This window comes from Streptomyces sp. WI03-4A, from assembly GCF_033792105.1.
GTDB lineage: Bacteria > Actinomycetota > Actinomycetes > Streptomycetales > Streptomycetaceae > Streptomyces > Streptomyces collinus_A.
The window spans coordinates 51,821-70,391 of sequence record NZ_JARAUO010000039.1 but is presented as its reverse complement, the minus strand read 5'-3'; the positions used below and the strand labels follow the sequence as shown (position 1 = coordinate 70,391).

Annotated in this window: 16 protein-coding genes and 1 pseudogene; 10 read left to right on the top strand and 7 right to left on the bottom strand. The window is 70.2% G+C overall.

Features of this window, described 5'->3' with window-relative positions; all coding sequences use genetic code 11:
* Positions 1-50: 50 nt before the first annotated feature.
* Both PV343_RS30935 and PV343_RS30930 read left to right on the top strand, forming a co-directional pair.
* Positions 51-587, top strand: coding sequence for a tetratricopeptide repeat protein (locus PV343_RS30935; protein WP_319150349.1), 537 nt, complete (start codon positions 51-53; stop codon positions 585-587).
* Positions 588-966: 379 nt separating this feature from the next.
* The gene (locus PV343_RS30930; protein ID WP_319150348.1) at positions 967-2,454 is read left to right on the top strand and encodes a hypothetical protein; all 1,488 of its coding nucleotides are present in this window, start codon (positions 967-969) and stop codon (positions 2,452-2,454) included.
* A 21-nt stretch (positions 2,455-2,475) separates the two neighbouring features.
* On the opposite strand, the gene PV343_RS30925 is transcribed toward PV343_RS30930, so the two are convergent.
* Positions 2,476-5,580: an AfsR/SARP family transcriptional regulator gene (locus PV343_RS30925; protein WP_319150347.1), complete on the bottom strand. Its 3,105-nt coding sequence runs from the start codon at positions 5,578-5,580 to the stop codon at positions 2,476-2,478.
* A gap of 214 nt (positions 5,581-5,794) precedes the next feature.
* Between PV343_RS30925 and PV343_RS30920 the strand changes: the two genes are divergently transcribed.
* Positions 5,795-6,274: a hypothetical protein gene (locus tag PV343_RS30920; RefSeq protein WP_319150346.1), complete on the top strand. Its 480-nt coding sequence runs from the start codon at positions 5,795-5,797 to the stop codon at positions 6,272-6,274.
* A 96-nt stretch (positions 6,275-6,370) separates the two neighbouring features.
* Here the strand turns inward: PV343_RS30920 and PV343_RS40475 are convergent.
* Positions 6,371-6,553, bottom strand: a pseudogene (locus tag PV343_RS40475) (IS5/IS1182 family transposase); the annotation flags it as partial.
* Between the two features lie 259 nt (positions 6,554-6,812).
* The gene (locus PV343_RS30910) at positions 6,813-7,685 is read right to left on the bottom strand and encodes a LysR family transcriptional regulator (protein ID WP_319150345.1); all 873 of its coding nucleotides are present in this window, start codon (positions 7,683-7,685) and stop codon (positions 6,813-6,815) included.
* A gap of 70 nt (positions 7,686-7,755) precedes the next feature.
* Between PV343_RS30910 and PV343_RS30905 the strand changes: the two genes are divergently transcribed.
* On the top strand, positions 7,756-8,121 hold the full coding sequence (locus PV343_RS30905) for a nuclear transport factor 2 family protein (RefSeq protein ID WP_319150344.1): 366 nt from the start codon (positions 7,756-7,758) through the stop codon (positions 8,119-8,121).
* A 46-nt stretch (positions 8,122-8,167) separates the two neighbouring features.
* Here PV343_RS30905 and PV343_RS30900 read toward each other — a convergent pair whose 3' ends face one another.
* Positions 8,168-8,887, bottom strand: a complete 720-nt coding sequence (locus tag PV343_RS30900; RefSeq protein WP_319150343.1) for a lytic polysaccharide monooxygenase — start codon at positions 8,885-8,887, stop codon at positions 8,168-8,170.
* Positions 8,888-9,272: 385 nt separating this feature from the next.
* On the opposite strand from PV343_RS30900, the gene PV343_RS30895 reads away from it, so the two are divergent.
* Complete coding sequence (locus PV343_RS30895; protein ID WP_319150342.1) at positions 9,273-10,796, top strand: chitinase; 1,524 nt, start codon at positions 9,273-9,275, stop codon at positions 10,794-10,796.
* A 125-nt stretch (positions 10,797-10,921) separates the two neighbouring features.
* Here the strand turns inward: PV343_RS30895 and PV343_RS30890 are convergent, their stop codons facing one another.
* A complete protein-coding gene (locus PV343_RS30890) occupies positions 10,922-11,665 on the bottom strand; it encodes a helix-turn-helix transcriptional regulator (RefSeq protein WP_319150341.1) in 744 nt (247 codons plus the stop codon).
* Between the two features lie 54 nt (positions 11,666-11,719).
* Between PV343_RS30890 and PV343_RS30885 the strand changes: the two genes are divergently transcribed.
* Positions 11,720-12,934 carry an MFS transporter gene (locus PV343_RS30885; RefSeq protein ID WP_319150340.1) on the top strand — a complete coding sequence of 405 codons (1,215 nt, stop codon included), beginning with the start codon at positions 11,720-11,722 and terminating at the stop codon, positions 12,932-12,934.
* A gap of 123 nt (positions 12,935-13,057) precedes the next feature.
* On the opposite strand, the gene PV343_RS30880 is transcribed toward PV343_RS30885, so the two are convergent.
* The gene (locus PV343_RS30880) at positions 13,058-14,287 is read right to left on the bottom strand and encodes an RNA-guided endonuclease TnpB family protein (RefSeq protein WP_319150339.1); all 1,230 of its coding nucleotides are present in this window, start codon (positions 14,285-14,287) and stop codon (positions 13,058-13,060) included.
* A gap of 295 nt (positions 14,288-14,582) precedes the next feature.
* On the opposite strand from PV343_RS30880, the gene PV343_RS30875 reads away from it, so the two are divergent.
* Both PV343_RS30875 and PV343_RS30870 read left to right on the top strand, forming a co-directional pair.
* Complete coding sequence (locus PV343_RS30875) at positions 14,583-14,894, top strand: hypothetical protein (RefSeq protein WP_319150338.1); 312 nt, start codon at positions 14,583-14,585, stop codon at positions 14,892-14,894.
* 103 nt (positions 14,895-14,997) lie between these two features.
* Entirely contained in the window at positions 14,998-15,195 is a 198-nt protein-coding gene (locus PV343_RS30870; RefSeq protein WP_319150337.1) for an antitoxin, read from the top strand.
* Positions 15,196-15,335: 140 nt separating this feature from the next.
* On the opposite strand, the gene PV343_RS30865 is transcribed toward PV343_RS30870, so the two are convergent.
* Positions 15,336-15,947, bottom strand: a complete 612-nt coding sequence (locus PV343_RS30865; RefSeq protein WP_319150336.1) for a TetR/AcrR family transcriptional regulator — start codon at positions 15,945-15,947, stop codon at positions 15,336-15,338.
* A 123-nt stretch (positions 15,948-16,070) separates the two neighbouring features.
* On the opposite strand from PV343_RS30865, the gene PV343_RS30860 reads away from it, so the two are divergent.
* Both PV343_RS30860 and PV343_RS30855 read left to right on the top strand, forming a co-directional pair.
* A complete protein-coding gene (locus PV343_RS30860; RefSeq protein WP_319150335.1) occupies positions 16,071-16,979 on the top strand; it encodes a carbon-nitrogen hydrolase family protein in 909 nt (302 codons plus the stop codon).
* Positions 16,976-18,361, top strand: a complete 1,386-nt coding sequence (locus tag PV343_RS30855; protein WP_319150334.1) for an APC family permease — start codon at positions 16,976-16,978, stop codon at positions 18,359-18,361. Before PV343_RS30860 ends, PV343_RS30855 begins: the two co-directional genes overlap by 4 nt.
* The last annotated feature ends 210 nt before the right edge of the window (positions 18,362-18,571 follow it).

The window sequence follows — 18,571 nt, the reverse complement described above, 5'->3', positions numbered from 1 at the left end:
AAATTCCGCTTCGCTGCGCCGGCTGGGTGTGTTGTGTCAGCGTGGGCGCCATGAGCGATGATCGCGAGAGGGACGCGGCGCTGGCGCGGGCGGTGCGGCTGCGGGAGCAGGGCCACCCCGGGCAGGCCCGGGAACGACTGGTGGAGCTGGCCGAGCGGTATCCGGAGGACGCCGAGGTCGCCTACCAGACGGCCTGGGTACACGATTCCCTGGGTCTGGAGACCGAGGCCGTTCCGTTCTACGAGCGGGCACTGGGCGGTACGGGACTGTCACCGGACGATCGTCACGGGGCTTTCCTCGGGCTGGGGAGCACCCACCGGATCCTGGGCTCCTACGGGGCGGCCGTGCGGATTCTGCGGGGTGGGCTCGAGGAGTTCCCCGACGATCCGGCTCTGCATGCCTTCCTCGCCATGGCGCTGTACAGCGACGGCGATGCCCGGGAGGCGGTACGACTGCTGCTGAAGACGCTGACCGCCACCAGCGACGACCGCCGGGTGCGGGAGTATCGGCGGGCGATCGAGTACTACGCCGACGACCTGGACGGCGTGCACGAGGCGCATGAGGGGGAGCAGGAAGAGGCGGGTTGAGGGGACCGCCCTTCCGATCATGACTCGGCTCCTTCCCGGACGCCGGCTACGGCCCGGCCGTACGGGCGACGGCCGGGGCGATCTCCCGCAGGCTCTCGCAGGACGGCCATCGCTCCCTCCCTCTCGGCGGTACGGACGTGCGCCCTGAGGGCGCGTGCGGGCGGTCTCCAGTCGGCGTGCGTCGACGGTCCCAGAAGGCGTGACCGCCGCCGTCGCCGCCCTGCGGTCACCGCCGCCGGCCGCTGTAGAAGACCACCAGAGGGGGCCGCCGCGCTCGACCAGGTCGCGCCGCGAGGCCGTCGACGCCATCACGGCACTGGAATACTTCACCCGGTTCGCGCCGTCCCCGTAGCGTGAGGGAGTCAAGTGCCGTATGAGGGTGGAACACAGGCAAGCCGTCACCTCGACCAGGCTGATCCGTACGGCCGTTGGCGCCATCCTCCTCGTGGTCACGGCGCTGACGGGCCTCGTCGGCTGCGCGTCCTCCTCCCGTCCCGAGCTTGTCGCACCGCCCGTCGTCTACGTCTCACGCGCTCCGCACACCACCACCGACCTGCGCGTCGAGGAGAGGCGGGCTCCGCGGGTCACGGTCACCTTCGACGCCCGCGATCTGAAGGGCATCGCCGTCATCAGACCGGCGTTGGACATCTGTCCCGTCCACCTGCCGGTCTTCCGCTGCGAGGGGCGGCAGGGAGACGCGGCAGGAGGCGAGAACCGTCAGTACTTCCGCCTGAGTCCCGCGCGAGGCACCCGGCCCGGTGACTCGGCGGTGCTGCGGTACAAGGTGACCTCGCCCGGCCTGCCGACCGTCACGGGAAGCTCCCGCATCGTGATCGGCAGGCCGGAGCTGGTGGTCGACGCCCGGCCCGACCGCCCCATCGTCGAACCGGGTGGCAGGCTCGCCGTGTCACTGACGATACGCAACACCGGTGACATGCCCGCCCGTGGAGTGTCGCTGTTCATGGACACGCGGGAGGGTTTCGCACCGGCCGAGAGACACAGCAACTGCCGATACCGGAACGGAACTTCGTCGTGGTGCCGGCTGCCGGCCGCCGATGTCGTCATCGCCCCGGGCGCGTCGTACCGTCTCGGCGCGCGGGAAGTGCTCGAGGCCGACCGTGACGCCACGTATCCCGGCGTCTCGTTCCGGGCCGCCGCCCTCGGGACCGACTACGTACCCCCGCAGGAGTTGGCGTCGCAGTACAGGGCCGGCGACGGCTCCGTACTCCGCCTCGTACCCGGCGACACGCGGGGTGGGGAGTCGGCCGGCCACAGCTCGACGGAGCTGACGGTGCCGGTGCGCAACAAGGCCGACCTGGTCGCCGTCGGCGGCACCGCGAGGGGCCCGGTCGGCAGCCTCGCCGAGGTGCGCGTCGGCGTGCGCAACGACGGTCCCGGTGCCCTGCCCGCCACGGTGCGGGTCGAGTTCTCGGTGCCGCGGGGCACCACCGTCGTGTCCTCCCCCTACGAGTTCGAACGGGACGAGGAGGTGATCGACCAGGACTGCCGCGCGCTCGCCCCCGACGGCACACCCCTGGCCTCCGCGTCCGAGAGGCAGCCGGGGGCACACCGGTACAGGTGCACGGCGAGAGCCGGCGCCGTGGGGACCACGACGACCTTCCCCTTCACCCTCCGGATCGACGACGCCGGCCACCATTCCGGTGGGCGCGTCACCGTCTCCGACGGCGACGCCGGGCGGGCGAGCCATGACACCACGACCGCCAATGACACCGCCCGGGTGGCGGTGTCCGTCTGGCCGGGCCCCTCCTGGGCCACTCCCGGCCACTACGTGGCGGCTGCGATCGTCCTCGCGGTACTCGCGCTCCTCGCGGGCCTGGTCATGTGGCGCCGTAAACGCTCGCACTGACCCGGCGGTCCCATGCCGGGGCTACCCGGCCGTCATGGAGAGCAGGGTCTTGCGTGCCTCTTCCGCGCGGGGCGAGCCCAGCGCGGTGTACAGGGACAGCGCCTGCTGGAGGTGGTCGATGGCCTGCGCGCGCTCTCCGCTGGCCCGGTGGACGAGGGCGGTGCCCGTGTGGGCCCGTGCCTGCTCCTCCTGTTCGCCGATCGCGAGGGCCACCTCCAGCGCCGACGCGTGCGCTTCGAGGGCCTCGGCGTGCCGTCCGGTCCCGTGCAGGGCCTCGCCCAGGCCGTTGAGCGCGCCCGCTTCCCCGTAGGGTTCCCCGGTCCGGCGGAAGAGAACGAGGGCCTGGCGTTGGTGCTCGGCGGCCCCCTCGTGGCTGCCCTGGCGGGACAGCGCGTTTCCCAGGTTGGACAGCGCGTGCGCCTCTCCCCCGGTGTGCCCGAGCCGCCGGAAGAGAGCGAGCGCCCGCTCGAAGCGCTCGGCAGCGGCCGCGTGATCGTCCAGTCGTGCCAGTACGATCCCCAGGTTCCCGAGCGCGCTGGCCTCCCCGAACGTGTGGCCCGTCTGCCGGTACAGCGCCAACGCCTGCTGGTACCGCTCGATCGATGCCTGGTAGTCCTCCAGCAACTCCAGGACGATCCCGAGGTTGTTGAGTACGTCGGCCTCACCGTGGGCGTCACCGGCCGCGCGGAACAGCTCGACCGCTCTCTCGTGGTGCTCGGCGGCCTGCCGGTAGCGGCCCCGCAGCTCGTGGAGTACGCCCACGTTGGTGAGGTGCCGCGCCTCCCCGGCCGGGTATCCGACCCGGCGGCACAGCGCCAGCGCGTCCGCGTGCTGCCGGTGGGCGTGCTCGTAGTCCCCGAGCCGCCGGTGGACCGCGCCGACACAGGCGAGGACGTCGACTTCACCGCGGACGTCCCCCACCGCGCGGGCCGCCCGCAGGGCATGCGTGTGCACGGTCAGCGCGTCGGCGAAGTGGCCCGAGCGCTCGTAGTGGCGATGGAGCGTGGTGGCGATCCGCACGGTGTGCCGGGACGGCCCCGGCTCCTCCGTCCGGGAGCACAGGGCCACCAAGGTGTGCTGCTCGGCGCGCAGCCACGCCCGGCACTCGTCGGCCGTACGCAGCGGCGGCAGACCGGTCCCGGGCACGTCGACGCCGGGGCGCAGATGCCGTTCGGCGGGGTACAGCACGTTCATGGCCGCCGCCGACGCCGCCAGGCTGTGGTCCAGCAGACGGGTCAGGGCGGCGTCGCGCTCCGCGGCCTCGTCGTGCAGGACGGCGAGCTGCGCGGCGTAGGCGCGCAGCAGGTCGTGCATGCCGTGGCGGCCGGGCCCGCTCCGGTGCACCAGGTGCGCACGGGACAGGACGTCCAGGGACCGCCGGGTGCGTTCCACGGTCTCACCGGCCAGGGCGGCGGCCGCGTGCACGTCGACGTCGGGTCCCGGGTGCAGGCCCAGCAGTCTGAACAGCCGTGCCTCGGGCACGGGGAGACGGTCGTAGGACCAGGAGAAGACGGCCCGAACGGCGGCCCGGGGATCTCCGTCGCCGACGTCGAGGAGGTCCAACCGCCGCCGCCGGTCGCACAGTTCCGCGACCAGACGGTCCAGGGGGTCCTGGGGGCGTGACAGCGCCAGCTCGGCCGCCACCCGCAGGGCCAGGGGCAGTCGGCCGCACTGCTCGGCCAGGGCGGCGGCCGCCTCGCGGTCCGTATCGACGCGCGGACCGATCAGGGCCCGCAGCAAGGCCGACGCCTCCTGCGGGGAGAGGACGTCGAGGACCACTCGGTGCGCCCCGTGCAGTGACACCAGGGACGACAGCGAGTCCCGGCTCGTGATCACCACTTTGCACGTCGGACTCCCCGGCAGCAGCGGGCGTACCTGCGCGGCGGAGGCGGCGTTGTCCAGGAGCACGAGCAGCCGCCGTCCGTCGACCGCTGTGCGGTAGCGCGCGGCACGGTCGCTGAGCCGCAGCGGTATCTCCTGGCCCGGCACGCCCAGTGCGGTGAGGAATCCGGCCAGGGCCCGGGCGGCGGAGACCGGCTCGTCCGGGTCGTAGCCGCGCAGGTCGACGTAGAGCTGTCCGTCGGGGAACGCCTCGCGCGTCTGGTGCGCCCAGCGCACGGCCAGCGCGGTCTTGCCGACGCCGGCGATGCCGGAGACGGCGGAGACGACCACCGCCGACCCGCCCTCCGCATCTCCCGTGCCGACGAGGCACCGCGTGAGCTCGGCCAGCTGCTCCTCCCTCCCGCTGAAGTGGCTGACACTCATCGGGAGTTGCGCGGGGACGGGGACAGCGGCTTGGGCCGGTGCGCTGCCGGCGAGCGGGCCGGATCCCCCGCCCGGTGTCTCCGGCCGTCCGGCGTCGCGCGCTATCTCCTCGTAGACGTCGCGCAGTTCACGTCCGGGAGCCACGCCCAGTTCGGACTCGAGCCGCCGACGTACACCGGTGTACGTGTCCACCGCCTCGGTCGTTCGTCCGGCGGCGGCCAGACTCCGCACCAGTAGGACGGCGAGCGGCTCGCTCAGCGGGTGCTCAGCCAGCAAGGGCCGGAGCACGACGGGTACTTCCTCGGCTCTCTCCAGCCTCAGCAGGGCACGGGCCCAGGTGAGCGCCGTCTCCACGCGCTCCTGTGTCCATGCGGTCCGCGTGCGCTCCGCCCACGCCCCCGGCAGTCCCGCCAGCGGCACACCGCGCCACAGTCGCAGCGCCTCCTCCAGGACTTGGGCGCGGCTCGCGTCGGACAGGTGCGGCGCGCGCCCCTGCACGACGAGGGAACGGAAGCGGAGCAGGTCGACGGTGTGCTCGTCGGCCTCCAGGACGTATCCACCGGACGAGCGCCCGATGCGGAGCGGCGCCGCGGGAGTCCCCGTCTCCTGGTCGCCCGCCGGGGACAGCTCGGTGTCGAAGAGCCGCCGCAGGCGGCTGATGTGCGCGTAGAGGACGGACCGGGCGCCCTCGGGTGCGGAGGTGTCCCAGACCCGGTCCAGCAGCGTGCTCACGGGTACCGGCCGGCCCGTGTCGGCCGCCAGGGCCGCGAGGACCGCTCGACGGCGCGGCTCGCCCACGTCGACCACGCGCCCCGCGACGCGCAGTTCCAAGGGTCCGAGCAGGTTCAGGTGCAGGTTCATCGCGCCTCACGCCGACAGCCGTCACAAGGTTTCCGCAAGGTTCACCGTAGATCCTCAACTCACGTGCCGGCAGGCGGATGACGGCAAGCACCGCATGCCGTGGTGAACCCCGACGCCGGCTCGTGGAGCCTCTCCGTGAGCCGGCGTCCCTCCTGCCCTGCCGGCAGTCGCGTCAGACATGACCGAGCCGACGCAACAAGAGAATGGATTTGTCATGCGCAAGATGATGTCCCGGTTCAACCGGGCCGCCGTCGCCGCCGTCGCCACCGCCTTCATGGCCTCCGGAGCGGTCGTCGCGGGGGCGACGACCGCCGCCGCGGACGGCTGCGTGGGTTCCCTGTGCGGTGCGGTGAAGAACAGGACCGGCGAGACCATGCACTACACGATGAGTCTCGGCGAGGGCCCGCACTACTGCGACGTGTGGAACTGGGGCGGGGGCACCGGGAGCGAGTTCAAGCACGCCAAGTGCAGGCAGGAGTCGTTCGGCAACGGAACGCGGGGCGGCAACGGCACCGGCAAGGACGTCGACGCCTTCACGTTCGCCTCCCACGGCTACCACGAGCGGTTCTCGCGGGTCGGCACCTGGCACTGGCGGGCGAAGGGGGTCTGGACGAAGATCCGCACCGGGGAGATCGCGGACTGCGGCATCGGTGACGGCAACGAGGTCTGGTGCACCGTGCTCGTCCAGGCCTGAGACGGCCACGGAAGGCGGCGGCACGCACGCGCGTGCCGCCGCCTTCCGGCATGAGCACGCGCTGCCGCCCGCCCTGGGGCGCGTAGTCGGTTGTGATCAAAGGGTGGTCCGCGCGAGGTCCTTGATCCAGATCATGGAGGCGCGAAGGTGGAGGCCGGCGAGGTAGCCGGCGGGTGTCTTGTCGTAGCGCGTGGCTATGCCTCGCCAGGCCTTCAGCTTGTTGATCAGCCGCTCGACGGTGTTCCGTTCCTTGTAGAGGTCAGCGTCGTGGCTGACGGGGGATCTCCCGGTGGTGGAATCGATGCTGACCAGGGACAGGTCCACCTCGTCCCGCTTCGCGGCTTCCGCGATCATGCCCTCAAGCAGGGCTGCAGCCGCTCGGGGTATGGTCCGCATCGGCCGACCGGCAGGTATGGAGCTATGAATTCCCACTCAGCATCGGTCAGTTGCGCTCGCGTCACGCAGTTTGGCATACCGGATCAAACGCCAGCGGAAGAGGGAGTCCCGCAGGTTGATCACCATTCTGATATGTGCATATCTAGGCTTGCAGAGCGGCGAGGAGCCTGGTTCGCAGGAGCTGCGCAGCTGGGGAGTGCTGACCTCCGCGGGTGACAAGTCCGAGCCGGGCGCGCGTGGCGGCGTCGGTGAGTGGGACAGTTTGCAGACCGGTGCCTTGTATGGAGGACGCGCTGAGCACAGCGACGCCCGCACCGCGCTCGGTGAGGCGGAGTAGGGCGACCGGAGAACTGGCGTCGATGTCCACGCGTGGGCCGATACCGATCCTGCGGCAGGAGTCTTCGTAGGCGGCGCGAATGCCGGTGCCCGGGCAGAGGCAGAGAATCTTCTCGCCCCGCAGGTCGCCGAGCCGTAGGTTCGGCCGGTCGAGGGGGTGCCCGGCAGGGACGGCTGCGGCAATCGGCTCGTCAATGACGATGCTCGCCTCCAGGCCTGGGGCGACGCTGCCCGCGTAGCCGATCAAGGCGAGATCGAGGGAGCCGGCAAGGACCTGGGCCTGAAGGTCGTCGGAGTAGCCCTCGTGAAGGCTGAGCTCGATGCCGGGGTGAGTATGGCCGAGGTCGGCGATGGTGTCGAGGAAGGCCGGGATCGAGCAGCCCATGATCATGCCGAGACGGACCTGGCCGCGCACGGCATCGGCGAACTCGTCGGCGGTGTGCTTGATGGCTTCAAGAGCGGCAAGGGCGTTCCTCGCAAGGGGGAGAACGGCTTTACCGGCCGGGGTGAGGCGGATTCGTCGGCCGGAGCGGTCGAGCAGTTGTTGGCCCAGTTCCAACTCCAGCTTGGCGACTTGGGTGCTGATGCCGGACTGGCTTACGTGCAGGCGATGGGCGGCGGCGGTGAAGGTGCCCTCATCCATGATCGCGGCGAAGTAGCGCAGCTGGTGAATCTCCATACCCAATAATGATAGGTGTCATCTGATTCATCTGTTGGACGGATGGATCAAGTGACTGGAGGATGGAGGCATGACGACGAGGACCGCGCGAGAGCTTGCCGAGACCTACTTCACCGCTTGGGAGGCGGGCGACTTCGATACCTTGCGGGGGTTGTTGGCCGAGAATGTCGACTTCGTCGGAGCGCTGGGAACGGCGTCGGGGGTAGAGGCGGCGCTCGCCGGGCTGAGGGGGCTCGGTCAGGTATTGGAGAAGATCGACGTGAAGGTGCGGGTAGCGGAGGGTGATGAAGTGATCAGCTGGTTCGACCTGTACACGAGCGTGGCGCCACCTACCCCGACGGCGAACTGGATGCACGTGGACGACGGGAAGATCATCCGAATCCGGGCGACCTTCGACCCCCGCGCACTGCTGACGGGACTCGAGAGGCAGAACTGAACGGGGAAATCCCGGGCACCACACTGATCAAGACTCGATACGCGCCCTAGCAGGCCCCGAGGTCTTCCCAGACGCCCCACTGCCCCGTGGTGCCGGGCTTGTCACCCGTCACCCACCACTTGGCCCGCCAGTTGTGGCCGCCGTAGGACACGCTGTCCCCGCCGTTGTAGACCCGTGCGGCGTCCCAGGCCGGCGCGGTGCAGGTGCCGCCTCCTCCGCCGGTACCACCGCCCGTGCCTCCGCCGCCGTCCCCGCCGATGTTGACGTCGACGCAGGAGTAGAACGCGTTCGCGGTGTCGGCGATGTTCCAGACGGCGAGCACCTTCTGACGACCCGTGAAGCCGGCGAAGTCCACCTGTTGGCTGACGTCCGCGGCCGGCTGCTGGTGGTGACCGTCGAACTCGGCGATCTTCTGGCCGCCGATGAAGTACTGCCAGTTGGCGGTGGAGTGGCGCGCGGTGTTGTGCCAGGTGAACGTCGCCGTCGTACCGACCGGGGTGACCTTCCAGCCCTTGCTGTCGTTGTCGAGCTCGGCGTACTCCGCGTGTCCGCCGCTGCAACTCTGCAGACCCTTGGGGCCCTCGACGCTCTGCGGTTCGTACTTGATCTGGCCGCAGTCGACGACACCCTCGGCACACTGTTCCTGGCGGCTGGTGGGCAGTGTCACCCAGCCATGGGCGCCGGCCGTACTCGCCGGGAGACTGACGGCGAGCACCGGTGCGACCAGCGCGCCGATCGCGACAGCCGCTCGTCTTTTCGCGTTCATGCCATGTCCCTTCGTTGAGGCGGACCGGAACCGGAGCCCGGCAGAGGTCTGAACCTTGATGCGGACTAGGTCTAGACCATCACTTTCGCGGCCGACCCGGGTCAAGGGCGCGCATCAGAAGTCCAAGAGGACCCAAGGAAAATCCAGCGGTGGAGCCAGCGGGCCGCACCTCCGCCGACAACGTGACCTGGTTGAACGTTCGAGCGTGGTCCAGTCCGCCGACGGGTGCCCTGTACAGGAAGAGGGCGCCCGGTGGTCCCGAATTGGTCTAGTCCCTTCTTGGTCCAGACCATTGACCCGCCCCTTGGCGGGCGCTATTCCAGTAGGCGGCAACTCCCTGCCCCAGCAAGGACATCGGCCATTCCCTCCACACACCAGGACTGACATGAGACGAGTGCGTTCCTTCCGTGCGGCCCTCACCGCAGCCGCCACGACGGCGGCCGCTCTGGGCCTCGCCCTCACGGGAACCGGCACCGCCCAGGCCGCGACTCCCCTGCCTACCCACGTGTTCGCCCCCTACTTCGAGGCCTGGACCGGCGAGAGCCCCGCCGCCCTGTCCGCCCAGTCGGGCGCCAAGCACCTGACGATGGCCTTCCTGCAGACCGCCACCAAGGGCTCCTGCACGCCGTACTGGAACGGCGACACGGGCATGCCGATCGCCGCCTCGACCTTCGGCGCCGACATCAAAACGATCCAGGCCAACGGCGGCGACGTCATCCCCTCGTTCGGGGGCTACACGGCCGACACCACCGGCACCGAGATCGCCGACAGCTGCACCGACGTCCAGCAGATCGCCGCCGCGTACGAGAAGGTCATCACCACCTACGACATCTCGCGGCTCGACATGGACATCGAGGTCGACTCGCTCGACAACACCGCCGCCATCGACCGCCGCAACAAGGCCATCAAGCTGGTCGAGGACTGGGCGGCGGCCAACGGGCGCAAGGTGGAGATCTCCTACACCCTGCCGACCACCACGCACGGCCTCGCGGACAACGGCGAGGCGCTGCTGCGCAACGCGGTGAGCAACGGCACCCGGGTCGACGTCGTGAACCTCATGACGTTCGACTACTACGACAACCAGGTCCACGACATGGCGAACGACACCCAGACCGCCGCCCAGGGCCTGTACGACCTGCTCGCCCAGCTGTACCCGGGCAAGACCTCGGCCCAGCTGTGGAACATGGTGGGCGTCATCGAGATGCCGGGCGTCGACGACTTCGGCAAGGCGGAGACCTTCACCCTCGCCAACGCACGGACCGTGTACGACTGGGCGGTCTCCAAGGGCATCAACACCCTGTCGTTCTGGGCGCTCCAGCGGGACAACGGGAGCTGCGCGGGCGGGGCCGCCGCGGACAACTGCTCGGGCATCCAGCAGAACACGTGGGACTTCACGCACATCTTCGCGCCGTTCACCGGCGGCACCACCACCCCGTCCAACGACTTCTCCGTCGCGCTCGGCCCGGCCTCCGGGTCCGTGACGGCCGGCCAGTCCGCCACGGCCACCGTGAAGACGGCCGTGACGAAGGGCGACGCCCAGAGCGTGAAACTCAGCGTCAGCGGTGCCCCGGCGGGCGTCACCGCCTCCCTCAGCCCGACCTCGGTCACCGCGGGCGGCACCTCCACGCTCACCCTCGCCACCACCTCGGCCGCGGCCTCGGGCACCTACACGGTCACCGTGACCGGCGCGGGTACCTCGGGCAGCCACTCGGCGACCTACTCCCTGACCATCACCGGCGGCTCGGGCAACCAGTGCACGGACACCCCGTGGGCCAAGGACAAGGTCTACACCGGCGGCCAGAAGGTCTCGTACAAGGGCCACACCTGGAAGGCCAAGTGGTGGACGACGGGCGAGGAGCCCGGCACCACCGGCGAGTGGGGCGTCTGGCAGGACCTCGGCGCCTGCTGATCCACCCGGCGGACGGTACGACCGTGCCGGCCGCGGCCTTCTACAGGGGGCCACGGCCGGCACGCACCGCGAATGTCCCGGATCGTCGCTATCGGGACTGTTCCGCCTGCCGGGATCGACCGCCCTCAGCCCGTCGGGTGGGAACCCGGAGTGTGGCCGAAGGTGCGGCGGAAGACGTCGATGAAGGCACTGGTGGACGACCATCCGCACCGATGCGCCACCACGGTCACCGGGGTCCGCTTGGTCAGGAGGACCAGGGCATGGTGTAGACGGAGTTGGGTGCGCCACTGCGGGAAGGTCATGCCGAGGTCGTCGCGGAACAGCCGGGACAGGGTACGGTCGCTCGCGCCTACCTCACGGCCGAGTTCGGCGAGCGTACGGCTGTCGCCCGGGTTGGCTCGCAGGATGTCGCACAGGGCGATCAGCACGGGCGCCATGGGAGCGGGCAGGTGCAGCGGCTGTTGCGGGGACGCTCGCAACTGGTCGAGTAGTACGGCGCGCAGACGGGCCCACTGGGGGCTGTGGTCGTTGTCGGCGCGCGTGTAGGCGATGATGAGTTCCCGCAGCAGTGGGCTGACCGCCAGGACTGTCGGCGCGTTCAGACCGAGGGGGTTCTCGCCGACGGGCAACCCGACGAGATGCAGGTCGAGTTCGCCGTAGGCCCGGTGCGCGTGCACGGTTCCGGCGGGCACCCAGATGGCGCGTGTGCCCGGGGCGACCCAGGATCCCTCGCCGGTCGTGACGGCGAGCACCCCGCGGCCCGCGTAGACGATCTGGTGATCGTCGTGCCGGTGGGCGTCGATCGAACCACCGGCCGCCAGCCACTGGGTGCAGGTCGGAGCCACGGGATCGTGGCGGATCTCCGTCATCACATGGCAGGTTATCGGAAGCGCGCCAGGGCGCCCCGCCCGGAGCATGGCGGGATGCGAAGGAACACACCGATCGTTCTGCTGTCCCTGGGCCACGCCTGTGTCGACGTGTACCAAGGCGCCGTGGCGGCCTTGGTCCCGTACTTCGTCGCCGAGCGCTCGTACGGCTACGCCGTCGCCTCGGGCATCGTGCTGGCCGCCTCGCTGCTGTCCTCGGTGGCCCAGCCGGTGTTCGGCGCGCTCACCGACCGCCGTCCGATGCCCTGGCTCCTGCCGCTCAGCACACTGCTCGGCGGTGTCGGCATCGCACTCAGCGGCCTCAGCGGCTCCTACCCGCTCACCCTCGCATGCGTCGCGATATCAGGGATCGGGGTGGCCGCCTACCACCCCGAGTCCGCCCGCGTCGCCCGTATCGCGGGCCGGGGCAGCCACCGGGCCATGGGCTGGTTCTCCACGGGGGGCAACATCGGCTTCGCGCTGGCGCCGCTCATGGTCACGGCGGTGGTGACCACCGGAGGGCTGCGCTGGACTCCCCTGCTGGTGCTGCCGGCCCTCGCCGGTGCCGCGACGTGCCTTCCCGTCGTACGCGTCCTGCGGGAAAGACAGGCCGCGGGAGGCCGTACGACCGTGCCGGCCGGGAGCGACGACACCGCCTCCTTCGTGAGACTGTCGCTGGCCGTGGTCTTCCGGTCGATCGCGTTCGTCGGTCTGAGCACCTTCATCTCGCTGTACGCACGCCAGCGCCTGGGCGGCGGCGCGGCCGCGGGCACCGCGGCCCTGACCGTGCTCTACCTCGGCGGTGCGATCGGCTCGGTGCTCGGCGGGTCCCTGGCCACCCGGTGGGACCGGGTGACGGTCGCGCGGCGGTCGTACCTGATCACCGCCGCGGCCGTCGCAGGCGTGGTGTGGGTGCCCGGGCCGGCCATCTACCTGTTCGTGGCCCTGACTTCGGCGGGCCTGTACGTGCCGTTCTCGCTTCAGGTCACGCTCGGCCAGGACTACCTGCCCTCCCGAGTCGGCACGGCCGGCGGGATCACGCTCGGCCTGACCGTCAGCATCGGCGGCCTGGCGAGCCCCGTCATCGGCCGCCTCGCCGACGCCACGTCCCTGCGCACCGCCCTGGCACCCCTGGTGCTGATGCCCGTACTAAGCTGGCTGTTCCTGCGCACGATGCCCGAACCGGGCGTGCCGCTCACCGGGGTCGCGGCTCCAGCGCAGGGAGACGGCAGGGGCGCCGCCCCCGGCTCCCGTCCTGCCGGCCGCCGGTGATCACTCCGTGCGGCGAGCCGTCCTCACTGTTCCCATGACGTCGGGCGGCTCGTCGCTCACGCCGCCTCGTCGACCACCTTGGCCAGGAACTGGTCGAAGAGATCAGCCTGTTGACTTCCTCGCTCACCTAAGGTCAACGATTCCCGTCTGCAGCACCCTGGTGGGGTGCGTCCGCGGGTGGGTTCCTGTTTCTTCGCGCTGTGCCGGGACGGGCCCCGGTCTTACCCGCGCTCCGCAGGCTGTCACGGCCAGTCCGGCCGCCTTGGCGATGTTGACCGCCGCGTTGATGTCCCGGTCAAGGACGCTCCCGCAGGCCCCGCAGGTCCACCTGCGGACGTGGAGGGGCTTGGGCCCGTCCTTCACTCCGCAGGCCGAGCAGACCTGAGAAGTCGGCTCGAACCGTCCGATGCGCACGAAGGTGCGCCCGTACCGGGTGGCCTTATATGCGAGCATGGCCGTGAACTGCGACCATCCGGCATCGTGGACCGACTTGGCCAGGCGTGTGCGGGCGAGTGCTTTGACCGCCAGGTCCTCCACCGCGATGGCTTGGTTCTCGCGGATCAGCTGGGTGGAGAGCTGGTGGTGGAACTCGCGGCGCGCATCAGCGACCCGCGCGTGAGCTCGGGCGACCGTCATCCGTGCCTTGTCCCTGTTGTTCGACCCCCTGGTCTTACGGCTGAGATTCTGCTGCGCACGCTTCAGGCGCTTCTCGGCCCGGCGCAAGAACCGCGGGCTGTCGATCTTCCGACCGTCGGAGAGGACAGCGAAGTGCCCCAGCCCGAGGTCGATCCCGACCCCGCCCGTAACGGGAGGCAGTACTTCTTCGGAGCTGCTTTGCACGACGAACGACGCGAAGTACCTGCCGGCCGGGTCCTTGACCACCGTCACGGTGGTGGGCGTGGAAGGAAGGGTCCGTGACCACTTCACCGGCACATCACCGACCTTGGGGAGCCGAAGTTTCCCACCCGGCGTGATCTTCCATCCGGCATTAGCGGTGAACCGGATCGCCTGCCGGGTGTCCCGCTTCGACTTGAAGCGGGGCGGGCCCATCTCGGGACGCTGGCCCTTGAGACCGTCGAAAAAGTTCCGATAAGCGGTGTCCAGGTCCCGAAGGGACTGTTGGAGGATCACCGACGACACCTCCGCGAGCCACGCCCGCTCCGGCGTCTTCTTCGCGGCCGTCAAAGCCCTGGACAGCTCAGCGGAGGTGACGAACGGCAGCCCGGCAGCACGGGCGTTCTCTCGGACGCGTAATGCGTCGTTGAAGACCACCCGAGCACACCCGAACGCCCTCGCCAACGCCGAGCGCTGAGAACCGTTCGGGTACAGGCGAAAGCCGTACCTGAGCTGCACAGCCAATACCATACATACATGGGTCACCTCACCAGGACCGAACCCGAATCCCGGTGCAGGTACCCGGCCGTTACGTCATACGGACGTCTGCACATGAGCGACGCCGTACTGACGCGCTGCTCCGTGATCCGGCAAAACAGGACGATGGCCTGTCCATGAGCACCGCCGAGTCGGCGGCGAATTCGCACCGCTCAGAGCCGAACCGGCCGTCTTGACGGAGGAGTAAGCGCGTTTTCCGGCCAGTACTCACAGGTAGCAGCATGTGCACCCGGCTTGTGGGGGCATGATCGCGGTTGTGTTCAGTGAAGACATGCCCTGCTGTGTGAAGTGGGAGATCCTGATGCACGAGCGCTTCAGCGACGTGTGGATCTGCAAAGGCTTCGGCCGGGCGAGCGACGGCGCGGACCCCACCGAGCTGGGCCGGGCCGTCCTTGCCGCTTACCTCGCCGGCCGTTCGCCCCGGGGCGAAACGTTCCGCGTCGTCGTCCGCACGGACGACGGAGGCCAGTTCGTCATCACGCCCAGCCAGCTCGCCGACCCCGGCTGGAAGGCCGATCCTGCCATCTGCCGGGAACTGCCCGTCTACCTGCGCAACGCCCTCGCCTGAATCGGGGCATCGGGTGTCTTCCGATCCTGGAGGCGTGCTTCGGACGGGATGCCGTGGGTACTCCCGCCGGGTACGACACACACGCATCGCCGGGAGGTATCTCATGGGCAGGCTGGGAGACATGGCGAACAAGGCCAAGGAGATGGCGAAGAGCCACCCGGACCAGGCCGACAAGGGCGTCGACGGTGTCGAGCGGATGGTCGACGAGCGTACGCAGGACAAGTACGACGCGCAGACCGACAAGGCCGCCGACGCCGTGCACCGTCTCTACGGCGGCGGCGGCGAAGTGACGGACCGCTGAACCCGCGACACCCGGAACGCGACCGGGCCCCGGCGTCGATCGCCGGGGCCCGGTCGCGTTCCGGGTGTGAAGCGCAGGCTCAAACGCGGTCCGCACCCGTGCGGGGCCTGCGTGACGCGGGGGACGCGGATCGCGTCCGGTCAGTCGCGCCGGGCGAAGGCCGGATTGCCCGTGACGACGCGGGCGTGGTCGAGCAGGCGGTCCTCGATGTCCTGGGCGGTCGCGTCGCCGACCAGCAGGTCCATCGCGTAGCCGTCCTCCAGTGCCACGAAGGACCGCCCCAGGGCCCGGGCGTCGCCGGCCAGCGTGAAGTCACCGCGCTCCTGTCCGAGTTCCAGGACCTGGCGGTAGAGCTCGGTCTGCTGGTGTGCGAAGGTGCGCTGCCGGTCGGCGGCGCCCTCGTTGCGCAGTGCCACCGGGAACAGTTCGAAGAGCAGCCGGGTGCTCTCCTCGCCTTCTCCGGGCCAGGGCACGCCGGAGCGGATACAGGCACGCAGCCGTGACACCGGGCCGTCCGCCGCGGCGATGGCTTCCTCACGGCTGACGAAGTACGTCGCGGCGCTGCGCTCGAACACGGCGGCGAACAGTTCCTGGATGTCGGCGTAGTAGTAGAGCACCGACGCGGGGGTGACGCCGGCGGCCCTGGCGACGTCCCGCAGCTTGGTGGCCGTGGCCCCGAGCTCCACCACGGTCCTGGCGGTCGCGTCGATGAGCTGGGCGCGGCGTTCCGCCTGGTTCCTGGGTCGAGCCATGGTCGACATGCTCGCACACCGTCGAACGCCGCCCGTATCTCACCTGTGGCAATCCATTGACCTCACCCCGTTCGTTAACTAAATTTCGTTTAACTAATTCCCCCGAGTCAGACCTGGTGACCCATGTCCCGTCCCCTCCCCTTGGTCCTGGCCCAGGCCGCCCAGCGTGCCGCCGACGATATGGACGGCCTGGCCGCCGACGTGCGAAGGCGCACGGCGGGCCTGCCCTCCGCCCCGTTGGTCGTATATCCCGAGCTGCATCTCGGCGGCCCCGTGGGCGATGCCGCGCTCACCCCCGCCGAGCTTGCCGAAGCCCTTGCCGAACCCCTGGACGGCCCGCGCGACCGCGCCCTCGCTCAGCTCGCCGGTGACCTCGGTGTCTGGCTCGCCCCGGGCAGCGTCTACGAGCGCGGCGCCGACGGACGCGTCTACAACACGGCCCCCGTCTACTCCCCGCGGGGCGAACGGGTCGCGGCCTACCGCAAGATCTTCCCGTGGCGGCCCTACGAGACCGTCGTCCCCGGCGCCGAGTTCACCGTCTTCGACCTCGACGGCGTCGGCCGGGTGGGGCTGTCGATCTGCTACGACGCGTGGTTCCCCGAGACCACCCGCCACCTGGCCTGGATGGGCGCCGAGCTGGTGCTGAACTTCGTCCTGACCTCCGGCAGCGACCGGGCCCAGGAGACCGTGCTGGCCCGCGCCAACGCCATCGTCAACCAGGTGTTCGTCGCCAGCGTCAACTGCGCCGCGCCCGCCGGCACCGGCCGCAGCCTGCTCGTGGACCCGCAGGGGACCGTGCGCTCGGAGGCGGCGGCCGACAGCGACACCACCCTCAGCGACGTGATCGACCTGGACGAGGTCACCAACGTCCGCCGCCTCGGCACCGCCGCGCTCAACCGGCCCTGGCAGCAGTTCCGCCCCGACGACCAGCCGCTCGCCCTGCCGCTCTACCAGGGCCGGATCGACCCCGCCACCTGGGCCGGCGCGCCCACCGAGACCCGTCGTACCTTCGGGGAAGTGAGAAACCCGTGACCGACCAGCCCACCCGCATGCGTGGAGACCTCGGACTCCTGTCCGTGGTCGCCTTCGGCGTCGCCTACATGGCCCCCGCCGTCGTCACCTCGATCTTCGGCGTCATCGCCGCCACCAGCAAGGGCGCCGCGCCCACCGCCTACGTGATCGCCACCGGCGCCATGCTGCTGACCGGCCTCAGCTACGCCAAGATGGCCAAGGTCCACCCCAGCTCCGGCTCCGTGTACACCTACGCCCGCAAGGAACTCGACTCCCGGGTCGGCTTCCTGGCCGGATGGGCCCTGCTGCTCGACTACCTCTTCCTTCCGATGGTCGCCTGGCTGCTCCAGGCCATCTACCTGCACGCCCAGTTCCCGGCCGTGCCGGAGTGGGCCTGGCTGGTCATCAACGTGGCCCTCGCCACCGTCATCAACGTCGTCGGACTCAAGGTCGCCGACCGGATCAACCGGGTGCTGCTGCTCGGCGTCACCGCCGTCCTGGTCGTCCTGGCGGTGCTCTGCGTCCACTACGGCCTCGGGCACGGCGGCACCTCCTCGGCCGGTCACGCCTTCTGGAGCCACGCCACCAGCTTCTCCGCCGTCACCGCTGCCGCCGCCGTCGCCGCCTACGCCTTCCTCGGCTTCGACGCGGTGAGCACCCTCAGCGAAGAGGTGCGCGACCCTCGGCGCACCATCCCGCGCAGCATCATCCTGACCGTGCTGACCGGCGGCGGCATCTTCATCGTGATCTCCTTCCTGATGCAGTGGGCGCACCCGGGCGGCTCCTTCCCCGACCAGGACTCCGCCGGATACCTGCTGTCCACCACCGTCGGCGGGAAGACCTTCGCGGACGTCGCCAACATCGTCGGCATGCTCGGCGGTTTCGCCTCCTGCGTCGCCATCCAGGCCAGCACCAGCCGCCTGATGTTCGTCATGGGCCGCGACGGCGCCCTGCCCCGGCAGGTCTTCGGGCGCCTGCACCGCAAGCTGCTCACCCCGGTCGTCAACGTGCTGATCATCGGCGCCGTCGGCCTGCTGGCCATGAACCTCTCGCTCGCCGACGCCACTTCCTTCATCAACTTCGGCGCGTTCCTCGGCTTCACGCTCGTCAACCTCTGTGTGATCGCCTACGCCGTGCGGCAGTGGCGCTCCGGGACCCGCCACTCGCCCGTGCGGTACCTCCTCCTGCCCGCCGTCGGCGCGGTGGTCGACGTCTACCTGATCACCCAGCTCGGCGGCACGGCCGTCAGGCTCGGTCTCGGCTGGCTGGTCGTCGGCATCGTCTGGCTCGCGGTGATCACCAAGGGCTTCCGCCGCGCGGCCCCCGAGATGCGCCTCGGCTCCGACGAGACCTCCGGCCCCACGGAGCCCGAGGCGTCCGGTCCCCTCCTGCCGACGGGATGACCCCGCCCGTGGGTGCGCACGGCCCCCGGCGGCACGCCTGGCGGAGCTTGCGATGTGCCGTCCGCCGCGTCCGATGCGGGAGCGACGGACGGCACACCCACGCACCTCTGCTACGACCCGCGGTCCCGCTACCACCTGCCGTACCGCGGGGGCGAACGCTTGTGCGGTCATCCGAAGAGGAGCTCGACGTCCTTGTCCAAGCAGCACTTG

What these genes read in the sequence shown, in the direction of transcription:
- PV343_RS30935 (WP_319150349.1), top strand. Translation starts at nt 51, where the DNA reads ATGAGCGATGATCGCGAGAGGGACGCGGCGCTGGCGCGGGCGGTGCGG.
- PV343_RS30925 (WP_319150347.1), bottom strand. Translation starts at nt 5,580, where the DNA reads ATGAACCTGCACCTGAACCTGCTCGGACCCTTGGAACTGCGCGTCGCG.
- PV343_RS30920 (WP_319150346.1), top strand. Translation starts at nt 5,795, where the DNA reads ATGCGCAAGATGATGTCCCGGTTCAACCGGGCCGCCGTCGCCGCCGTC.
- PV343_RS30910 (WP_319150345.1), bottom strand. Translation starts at nt 7,685, where the DNA reads ATGGAGATTCACCAGCTGCGCTACTTCGCCGCGATCATGGATGAGGGC.
- PV343_RS30905 (WP_319150344.1), top strand. Translation starts at nt 7,756, where the DNA reads ATGACGACGAGGACCGCGCGAGAGCTTGCCGAGACCTACTTCACCGCT.
- PV343_RS30900 (WP_319150343.1), bottom strand. Translation starts at nt 8,887, where the DNA reads ATGAACGCGAAAAGACGAGCGGCTGTCGCGATCGGCGCGCTGGTCGCA.
- PV343_RS30895 (WP_319150342.1), top strand. Translation starts at nt 9,273, where the DNA reads ATGAGACGAGTGCGTTCCTTCCGTGCGGCCCTCACCGCAGCCGCCACG.
- PV343_RS30890 (WP_319150341.1), bottom strand. Translation starts at nt 11,665, where the DNA reads ATGACGGAGATCCGCCACGATCCCGTGGCTCCGACCTGCACCCAGTGG.
- PV343_RS30885 (WP_319150340.1), top strand. Translation starts at nt 11,720, where the DNA reads ATGCGAAGGAACACACCGATCGTTCTGCTGTCCCTGGGCCACGCCTGT.
- PV343_RS30870 (WP_319150337.1), top strand. Translation starts at nt 14,998, where the DNA reads ATGGGCAGGCTGGGAGACATGGCGAACAAGGCCAAGGAGATGGCGAAG.
- PV343_RS30865 (WP_319150336.1), bottom strand. Translation starts at nt 15,947, where the DNA reads ATGGCTCGACCCAGGAACCAGGCGGAACGCCGCGCCCAGCTCATCGAC.
- PV343_RS30860 (WP_319150335.1), top strand. Translation starts at nt 16,071, where the DNA reads ATGTCCCGTCCCCTCCCCTTGGTCCTGGCCCAGGCCGCCCAGCGTGCC.